The following is a 20,851-nucleotide window of genomic DNA, read 5'->3' on the forward strand; positions in this document are numbered from 1 at the left end:
CTGGATCTTCCCAAGGGCAAGGTCGGCTTTGCCTACCTCAGGTACTGTGACCTCGCATGATCGAATCCGAGATGGAGATCAGCGAGGATCTGGTCCGCGACCTGCTGCGGGAACAGCATCCGGACCTGGCCGAGCTGCCCATCCGCGAGGTGGACGGCGGCTGGGGCAACCAGATGTGGAGCCTCGGGGACAAGCTGGCCGTCCGGATGCAGCGGATGGACAAACTCCCCGATCTACAGCTCAAGGAGCGCCGCTGGCTGCCGGTGCTGGCCCCGCGCCTGCCGCTTCCGATCCCGACCCCGGTGCGGAGCGGTGCGCCGTCCGAGCGCTTCCCCAAGGTCTGGACCGTCATGACTGGGTTGAAGGCACGCCACTGGACCACGGCTCGATCACCCGCGGCGACCACGCGGCCGACACGCTGGCGGCCTTCCTCAAAGCGCTGCACGCGGAGGCGCCGGCCGACGCGCCGGACGCCTCGGACTTCGGCGCTCACCCCAGGGAGTGCACGGACGGCTTCGAGAATTTCCTGCTGGCCGTGGACCTCGGCGGCTTCGCCGAGGTCGACATCCGGGCCGTGTGGGACGACGCGGTGGTGGCTCCCGAGTGGGAGGGCCCGCGGGTGTGGGTGCACGGCGACCTGCATCCCGCGAACGTCGTCGTCGAGAACGGGACACTGGTGGGCGTCGTCGACTTCGGCGCAGTCTGCGCCGGCGACCCGGCATGGGACCTTGCGGCCGCCTGGTTGCTGCTCCCCGCGGGCGGCGCCGCACGGTTCTTCGACAGCTACGTACAGGCGGACGCCGCGGCGGTACGACGGGCGCGCGGGCTGGCCGCGATGAGGAGCCTGTTCCTGATGCTGATGGGCCAGAACGGGGACCGCGGCCTGCCCGGCGGCAAGCCGCACTGGGGGCCCGCAGGCCGGTCGGCACTTGATCGTGTCTTGAAGGGCCTGTGACGTCGGCACGGAGCGACCGACTCCAGCCCGGTCCGGCAGTTGGAATTGGGCCGGGCAGCGGGATGATCTCGGCGAGTCGGCAGTGCAGGTCGGGGGGAACGTTCTCGGCCGCGTCGCGCTCGTCGTCCTGGTCGGTTTGATCGGTCCAGGTGCCGAAGTGGCCGGGCAGGTCGGCATCGTCGGCACCGGACTGAGCCGCAGTTGACCGTGTTCGTGTTCGCGAGGGCGTAACTTGTCACGATATTTGCTTCTGGCTGAAAAGCAACTGTGAGGATTCGGCCGTCCTTGGCATGTTCGCAGAGGCTTGAACCGTTCGAGCTTCGGATCCGTCGTACCTCCTCAAAGTGAAGGACGATTTTCACGAGAGGACACCGGACATGCCGACACCATCGAGTTCGCAGGAAGAGTTCGCTGTGCCTGTCCGCCGCATAAGCTGGGGATCGAGAGGACCGAATTCGAATGATGACACATTCTCCCTTGAAGAATTGGGAACCGTCCCCGTGCCAGGTCGCCTTTCTCGGCCGGGCACCGTGGTCTTTCAGGACGACCAGAAACGTCAGTTCGCCTTCACTCCCGTAGATGTAAAGTCTCACCAGGCAACGGTTTCCGTCAACGATGGGAACGGTGGCTGGGTAAGCCTCGACGGTGTGAAGGCGGACCTGAAAAGGTTTGGTGAGTTCATCCAGAAAAATCGTTCACCGATCACGACCGGCGTCAAGGTTTTGGGTTTCGGCCTGGTGGCGGCGGGAGCCGTGGTGAAGGATAATGGCGCGCCGGTAACCGGCGAATCATTGCAGGACGCCGGGAACTATGTGAACAACGCAACAGCGGCGTCCGACATTTTTCATTACCTCAACTCAGCCATCAAGACCATCAAGGAAAACGGTCTCACCTGGGGTGTGGCCAAAGATCTGACCAAGGCTGTTTTGCAGACCGGGAGTCTTGGTGTGGGATTCGCCGGCATCGCCCTGAAGGACAACGACACGCTAACTGAAGCGGCCACTCCCATCGTCGCTGCTGCGGCAGCAGTTGCGACTGGACCGACCGCGCAGGAGGAGATGAAGAAGACCAAGCGTGACATCATGGGAGAGCACCCCGAGGCATTTCTCGAAGGGGGCAGGCTCCGAGAGGCCCGGTCTATGACCCTGGGCGGTCACACCGACAGCGACTCCGTTTCCTACGTGCCGCGGTCCGGGGATATGAGCCGTGTCGGCTCCGGAATGACCGACGGCACCAGTCGCAGCACTGGTTCCGATCCCTCTCCTGGGCTGCAACCGGCGAGGCGCACCACTTTCAACCGGACCCTTGAACCCACCCCAGAGGTACCTGAAACCCAAAATCAGGCTCCCATCCCCACCAATCCAATTTCCTCTGCCTACAACCCCGGGCGTCCCGATTCCCTTGCCAGTATGTCTGCGCTGAGCAGGGACAGGAGTAAGACGTTCGCACCTTCCGGTAGCGCCAGCACGACGGGTCGGCCTGCCGCCCAGCGGAACCATTCGGCGTCGGAGACCGCTCGCGCCAAATCCCCAGGACGATAGGGCTCGTACTCCAGTAGCGGTTCTCTATTTCCGCTGGGCGTGGTGCATTTTCGCTGATCATGGTGACTGTTTGGAGGCTCATCCCCATCGAGGGTGTGGTTGCGGTCTGAACCCGCCGGTCTCCAGCAGCGATCCGTGCTTCGCCCTCGGCTCGGCCGCGCGACTGGTGTCCTGCCGCCACACGTGCCCGCGGCCGGTGCAACGGCAGCGGCGGTTCGTGAGCAGCAGCGTCGTCGGTCGCCAACCGAACGGCTCGTGCGCAAGCCGCCTGGTCACCGAGTCGCGCCGTGCGCCTTGGCAGCCGTAGCGGCGGCCCCAGTCGTCCGGCTCGACGACCTTGCAAGCCAGTACCGCACGGTCAGGGTCTGGCGCCGGCCGGTCACGACCAGCCCGAGTTCGTCCAGGCGGCACAACGTGGTCAGGTCAGGGCGGACGAAAGCAGGGTCAGACAAGTCGAGGTCTTCTGGATGAGGCGTGCAGGACCTTCATCATCGGGAGGACCTCGACCTTTCCCGGCCACCGACGTGCCCCCTCTGCCGGGCCCCGCGGAACTCATGCTGGACGTCCAACGCGTCGAGCGAGCAGGGCGATGACCCGGCAGCACGTCGGGTGCATCAGTGATCCATCGACGATCACTGACACGAGGATGGTGCACCAGTGAGCACGCTGCCCGCGTGGAGTCAGACGGGCTGGCCGATCGGACGGATCGTCACCGTGTTGAGGTCGACGCCTGCCGGCTGGTCGAGCGCGAAGCCGATCGCCTCGGCCACCGAATCCGGGCTCATCGCGATGGGGGGAGCCTGGCCGTGCCAGAACGCGGTGTCGATCATGCCTGGGTTCACGACCGTGACTCCGATGCCGCGGGTCGTGGCGTGCAGGCGGAGGTTCTCGGCGAAGCCGACCACTGCCCACTTCGTGGCGGAGTAGAGGTTGCCCGGACTGTTCTTGATTCCGGCCACGCTGCCGATGAGCACCAGCCGGCCGCGGGACTGCGCGAGGTGGGGCAGGGTCGCCTTGGCCAGCAGAGCCGGGCCGAGCACGTTGGCGAGTACCATCGGTGCCCACAGCTTCGGATCGCCGCCGTCGATGACGCCGGCACCGTCCGTCCGGAAGTGATCCGCGGACGCGCCGCCTGCGTTCGCGATCGCCGCGTCGAGCGACCCGAAGCGTTCCACCGTGCTGGTGACCGCCGTGCTCGTGGAGTCCCAGTCGGAGGCATCTGCTACCAGGCCCAGGACGCGGTCCGCGTGGCCGACTTCGCCGAGGAATGCCCTGAGCCGGCCAGGGTCGCGCCCGGTGACGGCGACCCGGTGGCCACGCACGAGCAGGAGCCGAGCGGTCGCGGCGCCGATCCCGCTCGTGCCACCGGTGATCAGGACCGTCTTTCCAGCGACCGGCGATGCGCCGGAGTCAGTGAGTGTGTCAGTGAGCGAGGTGTTCATGGCGTCCACTCTGTGGCCCGGCGCGGGCCCGCGACAGTTGCTTCCGAAGGTGGGGACGACATCCCCTGGCGCAGGCGGCGCCGCCCAGGGAGGCTGTGCCTATGTCGAACACGAGGTACTCCGAACTCGGTGGCTTCCTGCGCTCGCGACGCGAGCGGATCCGCCCCGAGGAGGTCGGGCTCGCGCCCGGCCCGCGGCGCCGCGTCCCCGGTCTGCGTCGCGACGAGGTCGCCGTTCTGGCCGGCGCCTCGGTGGAGTACTACACCGAGCTGGAGCGCGGTGCCGGCTCGCAGCCCTCCGACCAGATGCTCGCCGCGCTCGCCCGCGCCCTGCGCCTCAGTCACGACGAATGCGACCATCTGTACCGGCTGGCGAACCGCCCGATCCCGCACCAGGGCGGGACGGCGTCACACGTCCACCCCGCGATGCTCGACCTGCTGACACGAATCGACGGGACCCCGGCGATGGTGAGCACCGACCTGCACACCGTTCTGGTCCAGAACCCGCTCGCCATCGCGATGCTCGGCGACCTGTCCGCGCACCACGGCCGCGCGGCGAGCTTCATCTACCGATGGTTCACGGACCCGGCCTCGCGGCAGATCTACCCGCAGGAGGACCTCGCCCCGCAGTCACGCTCGTTCGTTGCCGACCTGCGCGCGGCAGTCGGGCGACGCAGCCCAGGCGATGCCGAGGCGACCGAGCTGGTGGACGAGCTGCTGCAGCAGTCGCCGGAGTTCCAGGCGCTTTGGGCCGACCAGGACGTGGAGGTACGCAGAGACGAGCGCAAGCGGATCGTCCACCCCACCGTTGGCATGCTCGACCTCAACTGCCTCAGCCTCTTCAGCGAGGACGGCCGCCAGCGGTTGCTCTGGTTCACCCCACGCGCCGGGACCGACACCGCCGAGAAGCTCGCGCTGCTGACCGTCGTGGGCACACAGGCGATGCAAACCGAACCAGTCCGATGAACCGATCGAGGAGGTACCGCTCGCGCGAGAGACGCGACCGGCCGATCGTCACCGTCCAGCGCCGCCGGCCTTGGTGCGTGATGCCGCTGTCGGACCAGACGTAGGTGGCTGTCGTCGGCACGGCACTCATCGGCCGGCGTGCCAGGCGTCGTCAGGGAAAGACGAGGACCCGCCTCGACGACGTCTTCTATGCCTGCGGCACTGCTGACAAGTTGAAGGCCGTCGACGGCCGACTGCACTGGAAGCCGGACGGCCAAGGGGTGGGACCATCGGCGCCCCCGTGGTCATGGACGGCGTCGGCGTCATGTGCGCGTGCAGCAAGGACCGCTACGACGCGCTCGATGCGGAACAAACGACTGGCACGGCCAGTACCCCGTGAGTCAGAGCTGCTCGGCCTGCCCTCGCCGGGACCCATGCGACGCCCGTGGGTAGAGTGGGGGCATGTACATGCGGGGGCGCAGGCTCAGATTCACAGCGGTGTCGGCGATGGTCGTACTGGCCCTGACCGGGTTCTCGTCGGGCCGTGGCCAAGGAAACAGCAGCCAGGACAGCAGTGACGGGGGCGGTTGCAGCAGCTCCAGCCAGGACCACGACAGCTCGACGTCCGGCGGCGGTGGCTCGCACCGCAGCGACCCGCACGGCAGTTCGTCCAGCGGCTCGCCCAGCAGTGACTCGTACGACTCCGGGACGGGCACCGGTGACAGCGGCGGCAGTTCACAGCCCACTCCCACGGCGTCCCCCTCCAGCGGTACCTCCCGGCCCCTGAAGGACGGCACCGCCGTGCTCGTGCACTGCGCGAGCATGGAGGACCCGTACGCGACCGTCGAGATCAGAAATCCGAACGGACGCGACGGCGTCTTCACCGTGAAGGTCACCTTCAAGGACAAGAATGGCTACGCCGTGATCGACACTACCGATCAGGTGTCGGTACCCGCGAAGGACAAAACGACCTACCGGGTGGCTGTTGCCGGCTCGGGACGCGTGGACGTGGTCGATCACTGCGTGGTCGATCCGAGGGCCGCTGCCGACCGGTGACGGCCGGCCAGGTCGTGTCCGGCACATGATGACCGGAAGCGGCTGTCCGAGCGACCAGTGGGTGGAGTGGCGCCGCTTCGGTGGCAGGATCCCGGAGGGCGAGGCGTCGTCGGGCCGTCTATCAGCTGCCGTTTGGTGTGTACCGGCGGTCGTCCGGTCTTCTTGCCCTTCGGCAACAGCGGTTCCAGGACTGCCCACTGCCCGTCCGTCAGATCTCCACGCGCCACGAACCACGGTATTGACCGCCGCAAAAGGCACCGTGCCGTAGCCACGCGGTACGACGAGCTACGCGGTCCGCTACGAGGCGACCGTTCTCGTAGCGGCCATCAACGAGTGGCTGCCTGCTTCACGCGCAGGTGTTCATCGACCGCGGCGAGGTGCGTGGCGACGCGGTGCGGGTCGTCGAAGGACGCGCGAAAACTGTTGCGTGCCAGGTCCGCGAGTGCGGCACGGTCCAGGCCGAGGTGTATGCGCAGGGCCTCGTAGTTGTCGTTGACATAGCCGCCGAAGTAGGGCGGATCATCGGAGTTGACCGTGACCAGCAGACCGGCCGCCATCATCGCGGGCAGCGGATGCGCCGCCAGGGACGGCACGACCCGCAACGCCACGTTCGACAGTGGACAGACGGTCAGCGGGACCGCCTCGTCACGCAGGCGGGCCACCAGGTCCGCGTCGGCCGACGCGGCGACGCTGTGATCGATGCGGTCGGCGCGGCAGACGTCCAGCGCCTCGTGGATGTACTCGGCCGGGCAGTCCTCGCCCGCGTGGATCGTGGTGCGGTAGCCGCGCGCGCGAGCGGCCGCGTAGTAGTCGGCGAACTTGGCGGGCGGATTGCCGCGCTCGGCCCCGCCGAGCCCGATGCCGAGGATCTGGTCACGCCACGGCTCGATCAGCTCCAGAACCTCCAGCGCGGCGGCCTGGGTTCGGTGGCGCTGGCTGGTGATGATCAGGGCGCCGTCGATGCCGAGATCGGTTCGCATGTCGGAGATCGCGGCCAGGACGGCGTCGAGCTGATCGCCGATGGGTGTGCCGGCGCCGAGGAACGTCTGCACGCCGAGGAACATCTCGGCTCGGCGCACCCCGTCGGCCGCCGCGCGGGTCAGGTAGGACTGGGCGAGGTCGTAGAAGTCCTGGCTGGTGCGCAGCACCGAGGACGCCCGGAACAGCAACGGCAGGAAGTGTTCCAGGCCGCTGAACGTGTAGGCGGCGCGCGCCTGGTCAACGTCCGGCCAGGGCAGTTCGACGTGGTTGCGCGCGGCCAGCGCGAACAACATCTCCGGTTCGAGCGTGCCTTCCAGGTGGACGTGCAACTCGGCTTTGGGCAGTGCCGCGATGAACGCGTCGGTCATGGTGCGACTCCCTCAAAAGTGAACTGAGCGATTCACTTATGGTTGCACTGTACACAACCCGGCGATGGCGAGGGCATGCGCGGCGTCCACGCCCGAACGAGGCGCACCGCAGACGAGCTGGACCTGGAGTCCACGCCACAACGCGACGACCACGACGGCGGCGGTGTCCGGATCCTTGATGTCCGGCCAGGTCCGCATCGCGTCGGCGAGCACCATCGTCCACCGGCCGCAGACCTGCTCCAGGAACTCGGCGTACTCGTCGGGCCGGTCGACGGCCATGCCCAGGCGCGCGAAGAACAGCCGCAGATGCGGCAGCCGTTCGGGATCGGCGATGTGCCGCCACGCGGCCCCCAGCCGGTCGACCGCGCCGCCCGGCGATCGCAGCAGCTCAGCGAGCCGATCGAGCAGTTCGGTGCCGCCGAGGATGTCGTCGATGGCCGTGCCGAGCAGTTCGTCCAGCGACCCGAAGTGGTAGAGCAGCATGCGGTTGTTGGAGCCGATGCTCCTGGCCAGCTCGCTCAGGGACAGGCCGCGCACGCCCCGCGCGAGGATCACCTCCCGCGTCAGCGCCAACAGGCGTGCCCGCTCTCCAGGACCACTCGCCACCCGCCGATCATAACCAGGCGCACGGACGCCGTGACGCACCAAGCGGCGTGACCCGAACGAACTGGGCGTGTCCGACACGGTACGGTGCGCCGAATCGGCTCGGCCCCGACCGACGCAGTGACCATGTCCGTCGGCGGCAGTCCGGAAATCTTCGACGGTCCTCGGCGTGGCGTGTGCGGCTCGACGCAGGCGGCCCGGACAACTCCACCGGGAAAAAACCCTCTTTCACAGAGATCGGTTCAGCAAAGTCATGAGGTGACGCAGTTCACCATCGGTGAGCACGGCCAGCGGGCTCCCCTCCAGCGCTGCCTGGATCACTTCGGCGCGGACCTGGCGACCCTTGGCGGTCAGGACCATGACCCGGGATCGGCGGTCGGCTGGATCCGTGGCGCGCTCGACAAGGCCCCGGTCGATGAGCTGATTGGTCATGAAGGTCAGATTCGGGGCGTTGCAGTGCAGTCGCTCCGCCACCACCTTCATCGACGGTGGCGCCTCGTCCGGGTCGATCACCCAGAGCGCCTGGAACGTCGCCGGAGTCAGGCCGTGCCTCGTCAGTGCCGGTTCTAGGAGATCGACGGTCCGCATCCAGATTTCGTACGTCGCGGTGACTGCTGCGAGGAGTTCGGGTGCGGGCATGACGTCATCCTACCGGTTGCTTCGAGTCTCGAAAGATTATGCTAGCGTCCGCATTACTTCGAGACTCGAACTAAAGGAGAATCCCGTGGGAGGCGACTATCGCGGCATCACCGCACTCGTCACCGGCGCATCCAAGGGGCTGGGGCGGGCCTACGCGCTGGAACTGGCCCGCCGGGGAGCGCGAGTGATCCTGCTGGCTCGTTCGGAGCAGGACCTGCGGCGGCTTGCCGAGGAGATCCGGGAGCGGCACGGCGGCCCCCTCCCCGAAGTGATCGTCGTCGACCTCACTGCGCCGGAGGCGCCAGAGCGGTGCCTGAAGGAGTTGCGTGAGCGTGGCCTGACGGTCGATCTGCTGATCAACAACGCCGGGGCGGGAAGTGCGGGCCCCTTCCTCGACCGCCCGCTTGCTCCGCAACTGCGCTCCGTCGAACTCAATGTCGGTGCCTTGCTGGGGCTGACGCACGGGATCGGGCGCGAGATGGCCGCTCGTGGCCGCGGAGGCATCATCAACGTGTCCTCCACCGCAGGCTTTCAGCCCCTGCCGTACCAGGCCAGCTATGCGGCCACCAAGGCGTTCGTGCTCTCGTTCACCGAGGCCCTGGCCGAGGAATTGCGCGGTACTGACGTCCGTGTCATGGCGGCTCACCCAGGCGCAGTCGCGACCGGCTTCTTCGACGGCACCTCGGCCACGATCGACCCTGCCGCCGATTCACCGGAGACCATCGCGAGCCAGACCCTGGACGACTACGCCCGTCGGCGCCATGCGTCCTACCCGGGGCGCCGCGTGAACCGGATGCTCACCTGGCCTGTGCGCCTGCTGCCGCGCACCGTCGTCACGCGAGGGACGGGCGCATTCAACCGCCGGCTGCGCCTGCACCGAGTCGTCGACATCACGTAGCCTGAGCGGAGATCGGGTGCATCGCCAGGCCCCACCCGGGCGGCAGGCGCACCATCGGCCTTCCCTCACCTCGCGGCACAGCCCTTATTTCGATGGCGGTCGGGTCGCCCTCCCTGAGCCCGGTCCGGGCGAGGTACTGATCCGCACCCGGGCGCTGGGCCTGAACCGGGCGGAGTCGATGTTCCGGCTGGGCCAGTACGGCATCGACCCCGTCTTTCCCTCCGGCATCGGCTACGAGGCTGCCGGAGTGATCGAGGCCCTCGGAGACGGCGTGAGCGGGCTGAGCGTGGGCGACGCGGTCAGTGTGGTGCCGTCCTTCACCATGACCGACTACCCCGTGCACGGTGAGGCGGTCCTCGCCCCGGCACACGCGGTCGTCGTCCATCCCGAGCGTCTGTCCTTCGAGGAAGCGGCTTCGGTGTGGATGCAGTTCATCACCGCCTACGGCGGCCTGGTCGACCTCGCGGGCGTCCGCGCCGGCGACGCCGTCCTGATCTCCGCCGCCTCCAGCAGTGTCGGCCTCGCGGCCATCCAGATCACCCACAAGGCCGGCGCCCGCGCCATCGCTCTGACCCGCACCGACGCCAAGCGCCGGCGGCTGCTGGACGCCGGCGCCGACGAGGTCGTCGCCACCGCCGAGGAGGACGTCGCCGCCCGCGTGCGGGAGCTGACCGGCGGTGAGGGGGCCCGGGTCGTCTTCGACCCCGTCGGAGGGACGGCCCTGGCCCACCTGGTCACCGCCGCCGCCCACGAAGCCCACATCGTTCTCTACGGAGTCCTCGACCGCACTCCCGCACCGCTCAACGTCGGTGAGGTCCTCTTCAAGCACCTCACCATCCGCGGATTCGAACTCTTCGAGATCACCACCGACGACCGGCGCCGCGCCGAAGCGGTCGCCTTCGTGACCGACGGCCTCGCCAAGGGCGAGCTGACCCCCACGGTCGACGCGACGTTCCCGCTGGAGGACATCGCCGAGGCACACCGATACCTGGAGGCCGGCGGACAGGTCGGCAAGATCATTGTCACCGTCCCCAACAGCTGAACTCCCCGGGTCTGTCCAGCCGACAGACCCTCCGCGGGCAGGTGCTGGGGCTGTTGGAGCGGTACCGGCGCCGTACGACGCGCCTGGCCGGGACAACTCAGCTTCACGGCCAAGGAGTTGGCCTGCCGGACGGGTGCCCTCCTGTCGCGGTGCCTTGTTGTCGCGTTCTCCCGCCCGTCCGTGCTGCGGATGCTGACGCGATTGCCCCTTCTCGGGGGCCGGCGGCGAGGCGATCCGCCGGGCTCTGCCCAGCGCGGTGCAGGTCAGCGATTGCCGGCACATCTGGAAGAACCTCTTCGACAAGGCCCCGGCCACTGTCCGCTCCCACCCCACATCACCCCACCACGCCTGACCCCGCTTCCCCTCAACCACCCCAGGAACCTGAGGGACAAGGACGCCGCAGTCCTTGGCGGGCTCACCGCCGCCTGTCCCGAGACGACCGTCCTCGCCAAACCGGTCCGGGAGTTCGCCGCGCTCCTCTCCCCGGCCCCGGGCCACGAGACGGTGCTCACGAAGTGGATCACCGACGTGCGCGCCGCCGACCTGCTCTGCCTGCACGCCTTCACCGACGGACTCGAACTCGAACGCGCCGCCGTCGATACCGTTCTCACCACCCCGCACCTCAACGGCCGCACCGAAGGCGTCAATACACGGACCCGGAGAATCATGCGGCAGACGCATGGCCGAGTCGGGTTCCCTCTCCTCCGCCACCGCATCCACCTCCGGTGATCGCCACGGAGCACAACCAACGATTACGCGACAGGGCGGTTGAATTGACACACCCGCTGGGGGCACGCCCCCCAGTCACCGGTGCGCTGAGCGCCGGCCGTGGTGTCACCGGGTACACCCCGGATCCGCCAGCAGGCCCTGCTGCCAAGCCGACCGCTCCCGCCCACTGCTGTGACCGGGATGGTTCACCGTGGTCGGGAGACGGCTCACGGGACGAGCGCGGTCCGCAAGGCGAGTGGTATTACTGGTGCATGCAGGAAGAGACCGCGCGGTCCGCGATCGACACGTTCATCTCCGCGTTCAACGCCTCGGACGACAGCTATGTGACTGCGCTGCTCTCCCAGGCCCTGACCTCGGACGTGGTCTTCTGGGGACCGCTGGGCCGCAGTGAGGGGATCGAGGCGGTCGAACGGTTCGTGCTGGACATCCGGCGCCACCCCGCGGGGACCGGCACGATGGTGCGCTGTTCGGCGGTGGACATGCCGGACGAGTGGGCCCGGTACCAGTGGGTCTTCACGACGCCGGATGGAGGCCCCCGCCTGGCGGGAACGGACGTCGTCCATCTGCGGCGGAGCCTCATCGACCAGGTCATCGTCTTCGCGGGGGAGATCGAGCCGTCCACCTCCTGAGTCATTCTCCTCTGGCGCCGTCCCTCTCCTGAACCGGCCCCGTTCGGGGCTCCGGGTCTGCCCAGCCGGGATCATCCTCACAACGCTTCGGTCGTCCGCGCTTGGCCACGAGCGGACCGATGATGCGCTGTGGCCGGGTAAGTTCGCGGTTGGTCAGGCTGCGGCCCTCGGCTGGCAGACTCCAGCACTCCACTTCAGTAGGCTCATCGCAACAGTTGAGTGACCAGGTGTGGCGACCGTTACTGGAATCCGCCCAAGGTGATTTGGCCCCACTTCTATCGGGTGGTTCCGCTGGCCGGAGTGGGCGGGGGGTCGACGATCGCCGGGCGGACGGAGCAGCGCATTCACTCCGAAGAGAGCATGTCGTCGGAAAGGTGCCGCAGCCTCACTCTGCTCCGGAGGCCCAGCATTCACTCAAGTTCGCTCATCGAGTGCAACTCCGCAAATTCGTCGGCGAGTATGCCCATGACGACGAGATCATGGTGTCGGCCGGCAAAGAACACGTGATCGCGCAGGCGCCCCTCCTCGGCGAAGCCAAGACGGCGATGCAGTGCCAGCGATGCCTCGTTGTGCGCGAAGATCCGCGCCTCGCACTTGTGGTACCGCCGCTCGGCGAACATGAATCGCAGCAGCATCACCACGGCTTCTGCCGCGTAGCCGTTACGCCGGTGCCCAGCACCCATCGTGACGCCGTACTCGAACCGTCCCGCCCGCGGCTCTGCGTGATGCGAGCCGACAGCCCCGACGATCTGCCCCGTGCCCACGGCTTCGATGGCCAACGTGAAGCAGTCACCATCGGACTTCGCGACGGCCTGTTCCTTTACCCAGGCACGGAACCCCTCGTCAGACCGAGGCGGATGCAGCAGGTCTCCCGACCGCTCCTCATCGACGGCGAAGCCCACGAACGCCGTCCAGTCCTCGGGCTCGATACCGCGCAGACGTACCCGCCTACCAGTCCAGAACGAAGTCATCCCCTATTCGATCACGCCGCAAGATGCGAAGCACAGGCCCTCACGACCCTGGCCTGAACTGCCTTGTCATACCGGTGGAGCCAGATCAACTTCGTGTGTCATGGAGCCGCGAAACGCTGGTGCGCTGGTACTCAAAGAAGGGTCTGGTACAAGTTCCGTAAGACGGTCACGCGTTGTAGTTGTTGATCTAGCTTTGGGGCACGCGGAAGTCGCCTTGAAATCGCTGCTCGTGCGGGTGGTTCGGCTGACATTCGGTGGCCGTGAACGAGGCGATGTTCCGGCCGCGTGAGGTGTTGTTCCCATCGGTCCCCGGCATCGCGGTCGTGGCCGTCCACACGGACGGCGAGGCGATACGCATCGAGGCCCGATGCACACCCGTCGGTGCCACCTGCCCCGACTGCGCCCATTGGACGGAACAGGTCCACAGCTCCTACCTGCGGTTTCCCGCAGACTTGCCCGCCGCAGGGCGGAGAGCGCAACTCGTGCTGCGGGTACGGAGGTTCTTCTGCCCGGCCACGGCATGCGGTCGGCGGGCGTTCGTGGAGCAGGTACCGGGGCTGACCCGCCGCCACGGCCGGGTCACCGAGCGGCTGCGCCAGGCGATGAGCGAGATCGGGCTGGCCCTGGCGGGCCGTGCCGGTGCCCGTCTCGCCCAGGTCATGGGCATCGCGACCAGTCGCGCCACGCTGCTGCGCCGGGTGATGGACCTGCCCGACCCGGCGGCGGCCCAGCCCCGGGCCGTCGGTGTGGACGACTTCGCCCTGCGGCGCGGCCATGTCTACGGCACGGTCGTGATCGACGCCGAGACCCACCAGGTCCTTGACCTGCTGCCCGAACGCGACGCAGCCACCCTCGCCCCGTGGCTCGCGGCTGACCCCGGAATCGAGGTCGTCTGTCGCGACCGCGCCGGCGCCTATGCCGAGGCGGCCGACACCGCAGCTCCGCAGGCTCTCCAGGTCGCCGACAGGTTTCACCTCTGGCAGAACCTCGCCCACATTGTTAGGAGTTCTACAACGGTGCTGAGCGTCGTACGGGAGTGTGAAGGCGCCGCACATCACCGAGGGGACGTTGAGGGCAATCGCATCCCCGTCGGACGAGGTGACGGGACATAACGGCGGGCGGCCCAAAACGCCGCTGCGGACATCGGCGGGTGAACGCCCTCCCGTCTGTGAAGGACCAGGCCGCGGTCATTCGCCGGGCTGGCGGACGAGCGGGTTGGCACCGATGGTGTTGTGGATGCGGAAGGTGACCGTTCCGGGCCGGTAGCGGTCGTCGGACCACTCCACGGGGCGGCCGCCGTGGGTGGTGGTGACCCGGCGGACCCGCAGCAGAGATGTGCCGCGGCGTACGCCGAGCAGTTCCGCGTCGCGGGTGCCCGCTGCAAGTGCGTCGATGACGTGCTCGCCGTGCGCGAAGACCACGCCGACCTCGTCGAGCAGCCGCTGGGTGACCGACTCGCAGTCGGGCTCGATGCGCTCGACGGCGTCCGCGATCCAGTCGGCGTAGACGGTGCGCTCCAGCAGGGCCGGCTGTCCGTCCAGGCCACGCACCCGCAGGACGTACAACACCTCCGCGCCCACGGGGAGTTGTAGGCGCAACGTGTCCTCGGCGGAGGCCGGGCGTCGGGCGGTCTCGACGACGCTGCCGGACGCCGTGTGTCCTGCTGCCCGCGCCCACTGGGCGAAGCTGCGCAGTTCGGTGAAGCTCTGGCTGCGGCGGGCACCGAGCACCACCCGTCGCGTGCCCTGTCGTGATCCGATCAGTCCCTCGGCCACCAGAGCCGCGAGAGCCTGGCGGACGGTACCGCGGGACACCTGGTACCGCTCCGCGAGTTCACCCTCGGTCGGGAGGCGGCCCCCCACTGGGTAGTCGCCCCGGTCGATCGCAACCCTCAGCTCGTCAGCGATCTGCTCGTGCCGTGGCGCCACACCCAGCCCTCTCATCCCGCGACCGGCTCCGCTCTGCGTGCCACCGGCGTGTGCCCACAGGCTAAGCGATCCCGCCGCGCCGGGCACGCTCGTCCTGCACACAGCGGGGTTCGTACCCCCACGCAGTCCGAATCGTCTCAACGAGCCTTCAACCCGCGGGTGAGCATCTGTTCTCCGTTCCTCGAAAGGTCATCGTGCTCCGACGCGCTGGGGGCGGTTTGTTTGGACAAGTTGTACAGGTCCTGGACGTACCTGATCCCTGTTTTCCCGGCGGGCTCATGCACCCTCCGGATACCTTGTGAAAGAGCTTTCTGGGCGAACGTCCGGTCTTGTCGGCTTGCCGGCCGCAGCCACGCTCGCGCTCAGCGCCTGCGGCCGGCACCCACTCCGTCCCGACCGATGCTCAGGTGGACAAGGCCAAGCAGGTCGTGGCCGAGGGCTGGGGCAAGGCTGGGCCGGGTGGCCAGCCCAAGGTCGACTCCTCCGCCACTGTTTCCCCCGCGGTCGTGTGCTCACCGTCGTGCCCGGCTCGACGGCCTGCGCGCCCAGGGGCGGGAGGCAGCGCAGGACAGCGTCGCTACCGAGCTGCCACCGGCCGAGACGGGCTGCGGAGGCGGACAGCCGGCCGCGGCCCTCGGCGGTGTGCCGGGGCCGCAGCCGGTCGGGGTTCGGTGGGGCGGGAGCTTCAGCCGCGAGCGGTGAAGGCGTAGAGGTTGCCGTCCCAGGCGCCGATCAGCAGCGTGTTACCGGTGATGGTCGGCGTCGACAGGATGGGAGCGCCGAGGTCCAGGTCCTGGAGCTTGGCGCCGGTGGTCTTGTCCAGGCCGTACAGGTGGCCGTCGGTGCCGCCGATCCAGAGCGTGTCTGCGCTGATGGTGGGCGAGCCGACGAAGGCCCTGCCGCTCTGGAACTCCCAGAGCTTGGTGCCGGTGGCGGCGTCGAAAGCGCTCACGCGGCCGTTGGTGAAGGCGGCGTAGACGGTGTTGCCGTCGACCGCCACGGAGGCACCGGGCTGGCCGGCGTCGTCCTTGGAGACTCCGGTGCTCCGGTAGCGCCACAGTTCCTTGCCGGTGGCGGCGTCGCGGGCCAGGAGGGTGTTGTTGCCGGCGTCCCCGAGGAAGTCGGTGGTGAACACCCGTCCGTCGGCCACCACGGGTGTGGAGTGGTGGACGCCGCCGGCGCCTGAGGCGGAGACGAGCTGTTTGCCGCTGGCGGCATCGTAGATACGCAGGCCTCCACGGCTGTCGTGGACGTAGACCTTGCCGTCGACGACGGTGGGGGTGCTGCTGTCCCACCAGCCGCTGTCCACGGGGGAGTTCCACAGTTCCCTGCCGGTGGCGGTGTCCACGGCGACGAGGTGGCTGCCCGTGGTGGTGTAGCCGAAGTAGTAGACGGCGGAGCCGGAGACGGTGGCGCCGCCGTAGGCGTAGCCGTCGTAGCGGCCGGTCTCCGAGGATCCGGGAAGGGTGTAGCTCCACCTCTTCGCGCCGGTCGCCGCGTCCAGCGCGGTCAGGGTGCCGCGCATCTCGGTGACGTAGACGGTCCCGTCGTGCACCACGGGCGTGGACTGGACCAGACTGTCGGTGGCGAAGTGCCACTTGGTCCGGCCGGTGGCGACGTCGACGGCGTCCACGCCGTTGCCCTTGGCTCCGTCGGCGTCCCAGGTGCCGATGTACGCGGTGTTGTTCGCGACCACCGCAGAGGACATGCCGACGGTGGCGCCGCTGCGGTGGGTCCAGGCGTTGCTGAGGCTGCCGGAGCCCAGGCTCCCGGGCTGCACTCCGGTGTGCAGGGCGTCGCCGTGGAATTCGGGCACGTCCGCGCCCGGGCGCACCTGGTCGGCCTTCGGCGCGACCGTGAAGCGGCTCGTGGTGGACCAGCTGTGGCCCGCGTCGTCGGATGCGGTGACCTTGGCAGTGTGGTCGCCGGGCTTCAGCTTGCGGGTGTCCCACGGCGCCGACCAGGAGAACTTGCCGGTGCGTCGCAGCTGATTCTTGCCGCGGCCGTCGATGCGAACCTCGACCCGCACCACATGGCTGGAGGTGTTGTAGGCGTTCACCTGGAACTCGGTACGGACCTGGCCGATCTGGGAGCCGGGCGCAGGCGAAGTGACCGCGAGGGTGTGGTCCTGGTTGAACATTCGGAACTCGGCCTTCAGCCTGCCGTCACGCATGGTGACCTCGCGGAAGCCGGTGGGCGAGTGGTCGTCGTTGTAGGTCGCCGAGGCGGTGTTGTACTCCACCGCGCCGTCCATCAGGTGGGAGTCGGTGAAGTTGGTGTGCATGTGGCCGTTGAAGAACGCCTTGACGTCGAAGCCCTTGAGCAGTCCGAGCAGGGAGTCTATCTGCCCGGTGGAGCCACCGGGGTCGGGTGTGTCCAGCGGTTCGTGCAGGCTGACCACGATCTGTTTGCGGGTGCCGTCGGCGTTCTTGCCGTTCAGTTCCAGGTCCTGCTTCAACCAGGTCAGCTGCACCGGATCGCTGAGGCCGCCGTTGTTTTCGAGCTGGATGAAGTGGGTGTTGCCGTAGTCGAAGGAGTACCAGGCGGGCCCGAGCAGCGAGCGGTAGTTGCCGACGCCGTCGGTGTCCCCGCCGCCGTGGTCGTGGTTGCCCGTCACCGGCCAGATCGGGAGCTTGGAGTTTGCGGTGCCCTTCAGCCAAGCCTGCCAGTGGGAGGGCGCGCCGTCGCCGCTGAGGTCTCCGGTGGCCAGGACGAAGGCCGGTTTGGTCGGCAGAGCGGCCATGTCGTCGAGCTGTTTGGCGAGCTTGCCCGGGGTGACGCCGTCACCGTCCGCGGGTGCCTCCGGGCCGTCGGGGCTGGTGACGTGGGTGTCGGTGATCTGGGTGAAGGTGAAGTCGGGCCGCTCGCTGCCCTTGTCGCGCCGCAGGTCGAAATTCTCGGTGACGGTGCTGTCGGCCTCGGGTGAGCCGAGGTCGCGGTAGAAGCGCTGAACCCGGTTGCTGCCGAGGGTCGTCGAGTAGCCGCGCGGCATGGTGATGTCGACGATGGTGTGGTTCCACTGGTTGAGGTCGGCGGACAGTGTGTAGTGGCCGTTGCGGTCGGTACGGACGATGGTCGCGCCGTCCGAGACGGACACACCCGCCAGCCCCTGCTCGCCCTTGTCCTGGGCGCCGTTGCCGTTCTTGTCGTCGAAGACCGTGCCCTGGACGGTGGCATGACGCGGGGGGCGGGGCGCGATGTCGAAGTTCACCGGCGCGGCCAGCGGCTGGTAGCCGTCGTTGGCCAGCAGCCACGCGGAGTAGGAGCCGGCGCCCAGGCCCGAGGTGTCCAGGGTCACGGTGCCGCTGGCATTGCCGACGTAGACCCAGGTGAGCGAGGCCCCGTTGCCGGGCTTGCGGTCCGCCGGGTAGATACCGATCCAGTTCGTGGCGCTGGGAGCGTCCGTGGTGTAGCCGAAGCTGAGCTTCTCGCCGACCTGCGGCTGCTGGGTGTTCAGGGTGAGGGTGGATGCGCTCGCAGCCGACTGGGGGTTGTTGACCGGTGCCGCAGACGAGATCGGCGAGCCGATCACGGCGAGGACGACTGCGCAGGATCCGGCCACCACTGCGGACCGGATGCGGGAAGAGGCCACGCTGCACTCCTTGCGATCGGACGAGTTGTCTGAACAACTTTGCTGAACGCAGGACATCTGCGTCAGGTGTCCGGCAGGTGTTGCAGCGGCGTACCACGCACGATGATTGCGTGTCTCCATACGGCGGCCTTTCGAGCTGCGCGCAGCACGTCGCAGAGTCACCACATCCCAATCGGTCCGGCTCGTACACACGATTCCGGGACTGCCCGCGCTGCTGCCGCACTTCGACCCGCTCTTCACCGACTGGGTCGAGACTGCCATCGGCACCGGCCTGCGCACCTCGTGCTGAAGATCAACACGCGGGCCAAGCGGAAGGTCGACAAGGAGCTGAACGCCGAGCTGAAGAAGGTGCGGGGCAAGGAGGGGATGCTGCCGCGGGTCGCGGAGGCGGCGTCGTCGGAGCCGTCCGGCACGGTGCGGCTGGTGATCTTCCCGGTGGTCGGTGGGGAGGGAGAGGACGCTGAAGGCGCTGGCGGCGGAGGCCGCGGCGAACGAGGCCCGCTACAAGGCCCGGGTGCGCACCGCGCTGCGGTCGTCGTACTCGGCGCACTGGCGCCGGATGCTCTCGCCGTTGCTGGGCGTGCTGGAGCTGAAGTGCAACAACACCGCCTACCGTCCGGTGATGGACGCGATCGACCTGCTCCAGCGCTACCCGGACCAGCCGTTGAAGGAGGGCGCGTTCTTCGACCCGGCGGAAGGCGCCGGTGCCGTCCTTCGAGGCGGGCAGCCGGACGTGCTCCCCGACCAGCGCGGGCAGACCGCACCGCTCGGCCAGCCGCACCACCGGCTCCAGCCCGCCGTACACGATCAGGTTCGGATCATCGAACGCGGATGAGACCGCCGCCGCGGCATGGGAAGACTGCATCTCGGAAGTGCCTTGCCGATCGTGCCTGATGTGGTCCTGGAGAAACCCCATCATCGCAGGTCGCAAGGCACTTCTTCGTTTTTGGAAGAACTATCCACCGGCATCAAGCCGGTGGATCCGGGCTGAGCCATGGCGCCTGTTCAGGTGTTCTTCTTTGGCGTCTCGCGGTATCCGGTCCGGGGAGGCGAAAGCCGCACCGATGGCGCGGGCCTGCCGGAGTCCGGCGTCACGGTTGGCTCCGTTGCGGTCCCCTTCCACGTCGTAGACACGGTGGCTTTCCACATCGCTGATACCGCAGTAGGCGAAGATGCCGACATCGAGCTGGGTACGCATCGCCTCGTCATACCCGTACTTGTCATAGACGCCCTTCGTCGAGCCGCCGACGCCGATCAGAGCCGTCGGGATGCTGGGCAGCAGCTCGTCGAGCGGCTCCTTGCCCCGATCCTGGACTCCCTGCCCGTACTGGTAGGCCCAGCCCCCGGTGAAGACCCGGTCGATCCAGCCCTTCATCAGCGCGGGCATCGACCACCAGTAGACGGGAAAGACGAACGCCAGCCGGTCGGCGGCCTCGACTCTGCGGTGCATCTCGGTGATGCCCGGGGGAACCGGACCGCCCCAGAAATGCGCATGGTCCGCTTCGGTGAAGCGCGGGTCGAATCCTTCCCCGTGCAGGTCCAGGAAATCGATCGTGTGCCCGGAGTGCTCGAACGGCTCATGGAATGCGTCCATGACCGCTGCGGGGTACCTGTCGCGGAAGGGGTGGGAGAAAACGGTGAGCAAATGCATCGGTAGGACTCCGGTCGGCGTGAGGAAAACTCTCTGCCTGCCTCAGCGGGAAGAGCACAGAAGGGATTCGGCCGCGTCACCGGCTGCGTCGATCGCCCTGGCGCCGAGATAGGAGGCAGCGGATACGGCACCTTCGAAAAGGATGAGGATCTGGTCAGCCAAAAGATGATCGTCGCGTTCAAGTTCGTGGGCGACGAGGCGATGGATCAGCTCCTGGAGGCGACGCCGGTACTCGGCCACGAGGGCGGCCACCTGGGGCGTCGTTCCCCCCGTCTCGCCCTGGGCGCGCAGGAACAGGCAGCCCCGCGCGCCCTCGGCAGTCGTCCACTGCCCGAGGGCCTCGAACAGCGCGGCGACGCTCTCGACGTCGAGTCGGCCGAAGAACCTCTCCATCCGCGCATCCAGGACTGAGGCCATCAGGCCCGTCTTGCTGCCTACATGCTTGTACAGCGTCCGGGTGGAAACCCCGGCCGCCTCGGTCAGCCGGTCCATACCCGTCGCGGCAAACCCGTGACAGTCGAAGACCTGCTCGGCGCTGGCGATGATGCCATCTCTCGTGGTGGACACGCACACCAGTGTACAACGATCGTTCTACCTTCGGATCTCCGGCTGATCGTCACCCCGCGACCGACGGTCGTCAGCCTGCTTGCGAGGCCGGACCCAAAGGGGTCTGAACCCCAAGATCCCAGCCGGGCAGGACCCCCGTGGGGCGCAGCGGGGACCTCAACTCGCCCGCGATGCACGCCCCGGTCACCAAGGACCTGGTGTACGCGGGCACCCGCGACGGCCGCCTGGTCGTCCCGGACCGCGCCACCGGCAAGCCGCTGACCGAGTACGACCTCGGCGCCGGCAGCTTGCGGGTGCGCCTGCCGTCGTATCATC

Annotated in this window: 18 protein-coding genes and 3 pseudogenes; 10 read left to right on the forward strand and 11 right to left on the reverse strand. The window is 68.1% G+C overall.

The window, feature by feature from the left end:
• Window positions 1-56: 56 nt before the first annotated feature.
• Together ACFC09_RS17275 and ACFC09_RS17280 are read left to right on the forward strand one after the other, a co-directional pair.
• Window positions 57-955, forward strand: a pseudogene (locus tag ACFC09_RS17275) (phosphotransferase).
• A gap of 344 nt (window positions 956-1,299) precedes the next feature.
• Window positions 1,300-2,496: a hypothetical protein gene (locus tag ACFC09_RS17280; protein WP_376528660.1), complete on the forward strand. Its 1,197-nt coding sequence runs from the start codon at window positions 1,300-1,302 to the stop codon at window positions 2,494-2,496.
• 138 nt (window positions 2,497-2,634) lie between these two features.
• On the opposite strand, the pseudogene ACFC09_RS17285 reads toward ACFC09_RS17280, so the two are convergent.
• Together ACFC09_RS17285 and ACFC09_RS17290 are read right to left on the reverse strand one after the other, a co-directional pair.
• Window positions 2,635-2,948, reverse strand: a pseudogene (locus tag ACFC09_RS17285) (ISL3 family transposase); the annotation flags it as partial.
• Between the two features lie 228 nt (window positions 2,949-3,176).
• On the reverse strand, window positions 3,177-3,938 hold the full coding sequence (locus tag ACFC09_RS17290) for an SDR family oxidoreductase (RefSeq protein WP_376528661.1): 762 nt from the start codon (window positions 3,936-3,938) through the stop codon (window positions 3,177-3,179).
• A 101-nt stretch (window positions 3,939-4,039) separates the two neighbouring features.
• On the opposite strand from ACFC09_RS17290, the gene ACFC09_RS17295 reads away from it, so the two are divergent.
• Window positions 4,040-4,903 (forward strand): helix-turn-helix domain-containing protein, encoded by an 864-nt coding sequence (locus ACFC09_RS17295; RefSeq protein WP_376528662.1) that lies wholly within the window; start codon window positions 4,040-4,042, stop codon window positions 4,901-4,903.
• A 380-nt stretch (window positions 4,904-5,283) separates the two neighbouring features.
• On the opposite strand, the gene ACFC09_RS17300 is transcribed toward ACFC09_RS17295, so the two are convergent.
• Complete coding sequence (locus tag ACFC09_RS17300) at window positions 5,284-5,706, reverse strand: hypothetical protein (RefSeq protein ID WP_376528664.1); 423 nt, start codon at window positions 5,704-5,706, stop codon at window positions 5,284-5,286.
• Here ACFC09_RS17300 and ACFC09_RS17305 point away from each other — a divergent pair.
• The gene (locus tag ACFC09_RS17305) at window positions 5,705-5,938 is read left to right on the forward strand and encodes a hypothetical protein (protein ID WP_376528666.1); all 234 of its coding nucleotides are present in this window, start codon (window positions 5,705-5,707) and stop codon (window positions 5,936-5,938) included. The two genes, ACFC09_RS17300 and ACFC09_RS17305, sit on opposite strands and share 2 nt — an antisense overlap.
• 326 nt (window positions 5,939-6,264) lie before the next feature.
• Here ACFC09_RS17305 and add read toward each other — a convergent pair whose 3' ends face one another.
• The 3 genes from add to ACFC09_RS17320 form a co-directional block, all read right to left on the reverse strand.
• Entirely contained in the window at window positions 6,265-7,287 is a 1,023-nt protein-coding gene (add, locus tag ACFC09_RS17310) for an adenosine deaminase (protein ID WP_376528668.1), read from the reverse strand.
• A 36-nt stretch (window positions 7,288-7,323) separates the two neighbouring features.
• The gene (locus ACFC09_RS17315; RefSeq protein WP_376528670.1) at window positions 7,324-7,893 is read right to left on the reverse strand and encodes a TetR/AcrR family transcriptional regulator; all 570 of its coding nucleotides are present in this window, start codon (window positions 7,891-7,893) and stop codon (window positions 7,324-7,326) included.
• 225 nt (window positions 7,894-8,118) lie between these two features.
• Window positions 8,119-8,529, reverse strand: coding sequence for a MarR family winged helix-turn-helix transcriptional regulator (locus tag ACFC09_RS17320; RefSeq protein ID WP_376528672.1), 411 nt, complete (start codon window positions 8,527-8,529; stop codon window positions 8,119-8,121).
• A gap of 85 nt (window positions 8,530-8,614) precedes the next feature.
• Here ACFC09_RS17320 and ACFC09_RS17325 point away from each other — a divergent pair, with 85 nt between their 5' ends.
• From ACFC09_RS17325 to ACFC09_RS17340, 4 genes and pseudogenes are all read left to right on the forward strand, one after another.
• The gene (locus ACFC09_RS17325) at window positions 8,615-9,427 is read left to right on the forward strand and encodes an SDR family NAD(P)-dependent oxidoreductase (RefSeq protein WP_376528674.1); all 813 of its coding nucleotides are present in this window, start codon (window positions 8,615-8,617) and stop codon (window positions 9,425-9,427) included.
• Between the two features lie 16 nt (window positions 9,428-9,443).
• Window positions 9,444-10,469 carry a zinc-dependent alcohol dehydrogenase family protein gene (locus ACFC09_RS17330; RefSeq protein ID WP_376528676.1) on the forward strand — a complete coding sequence of 342 codons (1,026 nt, stop codon included), beginning with the start codon at window positions 9,444-9,446 and terminating at the stop codon, window positions 10,467-10,469.
• A 327-nt stretch (window positions 10,470-10,796) separates the two neighbouring features.
• A pseudogene (locus ACFC09_RS17335) lies at window positions 10,797-11,198 on the forward strand (ISL3 family transposase); the annotation flags it as partial.
• Between the two features lie 251 nt (window positions 11,199-11,449).
• Window positions 11,450-11,827, forward strand: coding sequence for a nuclear transport factor 2 family protein (locus tag ACFC09_RS17340; RefSeq protein ID WP_376528678.1), 378 nt, complete (start codon window positions 11,450-11,452; stop codon window positions 11,825-11,827).
• A gap of 410 nt (window positions 11,828-12,237) precedes the next feature.
• On the opposite strand, the gene ACFC09_RS17345 is transcribed toward ACFC09_RS17340, so the two are convergent.
• Window positions 12,238-12,798 (reverse strand): GNAT family N-acetyltransferase, encoded by a 561-nt coding sequence (locus ACFC09_RS17345; RefSeq protein ID WP_376528681.1) that lies wholly within the window; start codon window positions 12,796-12,798, stop codon window positions 12,238-12,240.
• A gap of 260 nt (window positions 12,799-13,058) precedes the next feature.
• Here ACFC09_RS17345 and ACFC09_RS17350 point away from each other — a divergent pair, with 260 nt between their 5' ends.
• Window positions 13,059-13,910, forward strand: a complete 852-nt coding sequence (locus tag ACFC09_RS17350; RefSeq protein WP_376528683.1) for an ISL3 family transposase — start codon at window positions 13,059-13,061, stop codon at window positions 13,908-13,910.
• Between the two features lie 75 nt (window positions 13,911-13,985).
• On the opposite strand, the gene ACFC09_RS17355 is transcribed toward ACFC09_RS17350, so the two are convergent.
• Window positions 13,986-14,726 carry a GntR family transcriptional regulator gene (locus ACFC09_RS17355; protein WP_376528780.1) on the reverse strand — a complete coding sequence of 247 codons (741 nt, stop codon included), beginning with the start codon at window positions 14,724-14,726 and terminating at the stop codon, window positions 13,986-13,988.
• Window positions 14,727-15,411: 685 nt separating this feature from the next.
• Window positions 15,412-18,318, reverse strand: coding sequence for a PQQ-binding-like beta-propeller repeat protein (locus ACFC09_RS17360; protein ID WP_376528686.1), 2,907 nt, complete (start codon window positions 18,316-18,318; stop codon window positions 15,412-15,414).
• Between the two features lie 442 nt (window positions 18,319-18,760).
• Between ACFC09_RS17360 and ACFC09_RS17365 the strand changes: the two genes are divergently transcribed.
• Entirely contained in the window at window positions 18,761-19,153 is a 393-nt protein-coding gene (locus ACFC09_RS17365; protein ID WP_376528688.1) for a hypothetical protein, read from the forward strand.
• A 120-nt stretch (window positions 19,154-19,273) separates the two neighbouring features.
• On the opposite strand, the gene ACFC09_RS17370 is transcribed toward ACFC09_RS17365, so the two are convergent.
• Both ACFC09_RS17370 and ACFC09_RS17375 read right to left on the reverse strand, forming a co-directional pair.
• Window positions 19,274-19,969, reverse strand: coding sequence for an NAD(P)H-dependent oxidoreductase (locus tag ACFC09_RS17370; protein ID WP_376528691.1), 696 nt, complete (start codon window positions 19,967-19,969; stop codon window positions 19,274-19,276).
• A gap of 42 nt (window positions 19,970-20,011) precedes the next feature.
• Window positions 20,012-20,536, reverse strand: a complete 525-nt coding sequence (locus ACFC09_RS17375; RefSeq protein WP_376528693.1) for a TetR/AcrR family transcriptional regulator — start codon at window positions 20,534-20,536, stop codon at window positions 20,012-20,014.
• Between the last annotated feature and the right edge of the window lie 315 nt (window positions 20,537-20,851).

This window comes from Streptomyces sp. NPDC056161, from assembly GCF_042268025.1.
Lineage (GTDB): Bacteria > Actinomycetota > Actinomycetes > Streptomycetales > Streptomycetaceae > Streptomyces.

Coding starts and splice junctions, on each gene's coding strand:
- ACFC09_RS17290 (WP_376528661.1), bottom strand. CDS start 3,938: ATGAACACCTCGCTCACTGACACACTCACTGACTCCGGCGCATCGCCG.
- ACFC09_RS17295 (WP_376528662.1), top strand. CDS start 4,040: ATGTCGAACACGAGGTACTCCGAACTCGGTGGCTTCCTGCGCTCGCGA.
- ACFC09_RS17305 (WP_376528666.1), top strand. CDS start 5,705: ATGGAGGACCCGTACGCGACCGTCGAGATCAGAAATCCGAACGGACGC.
- ACFC09_RS17300 (WP_376528664.1), bottom strand. CDS start 5,706: ATGCTCGCGCAGTGCACGAGCACGGCGGTGCCGTCCTTCAGGGGCCGG.
- add (WP_376528668.1), bottom strand. CDS start 7,287: ATGACCGACGCGTTCATCGCGGCACTGCCCAAAGCCGAGTTGCACGTC.
- ACFC09_RS17320 (WP_376528672.1), bottom strand. CDS start 8,529: ATGCCCGCACCCGAACTCCTCGCAGCAGTCACCGCGACGTACGAAATC.
- ACFC09_RS17340 (WP_376528678.1), top strand. CDS start 11,450: ATGCAGGAAGAGACCGCGCGGTCCGCGATCGACACGTTCATCTCCGCG.
- ACFC09_RS17345 (WP_376528681.1), bottom strand. CDS start 12,798: ATGACTTCGTTCTGGACTGGTAGGCGGGTACGTCTGCGCGGTATCGAG.
- ACFC09_RS17370 (WP_376528691.1), bottom strand. CDS start 19,969: ATGCATTTGCTCACCGTTTTCTCCCACCCCTTCCGCGACAGGTACCCC.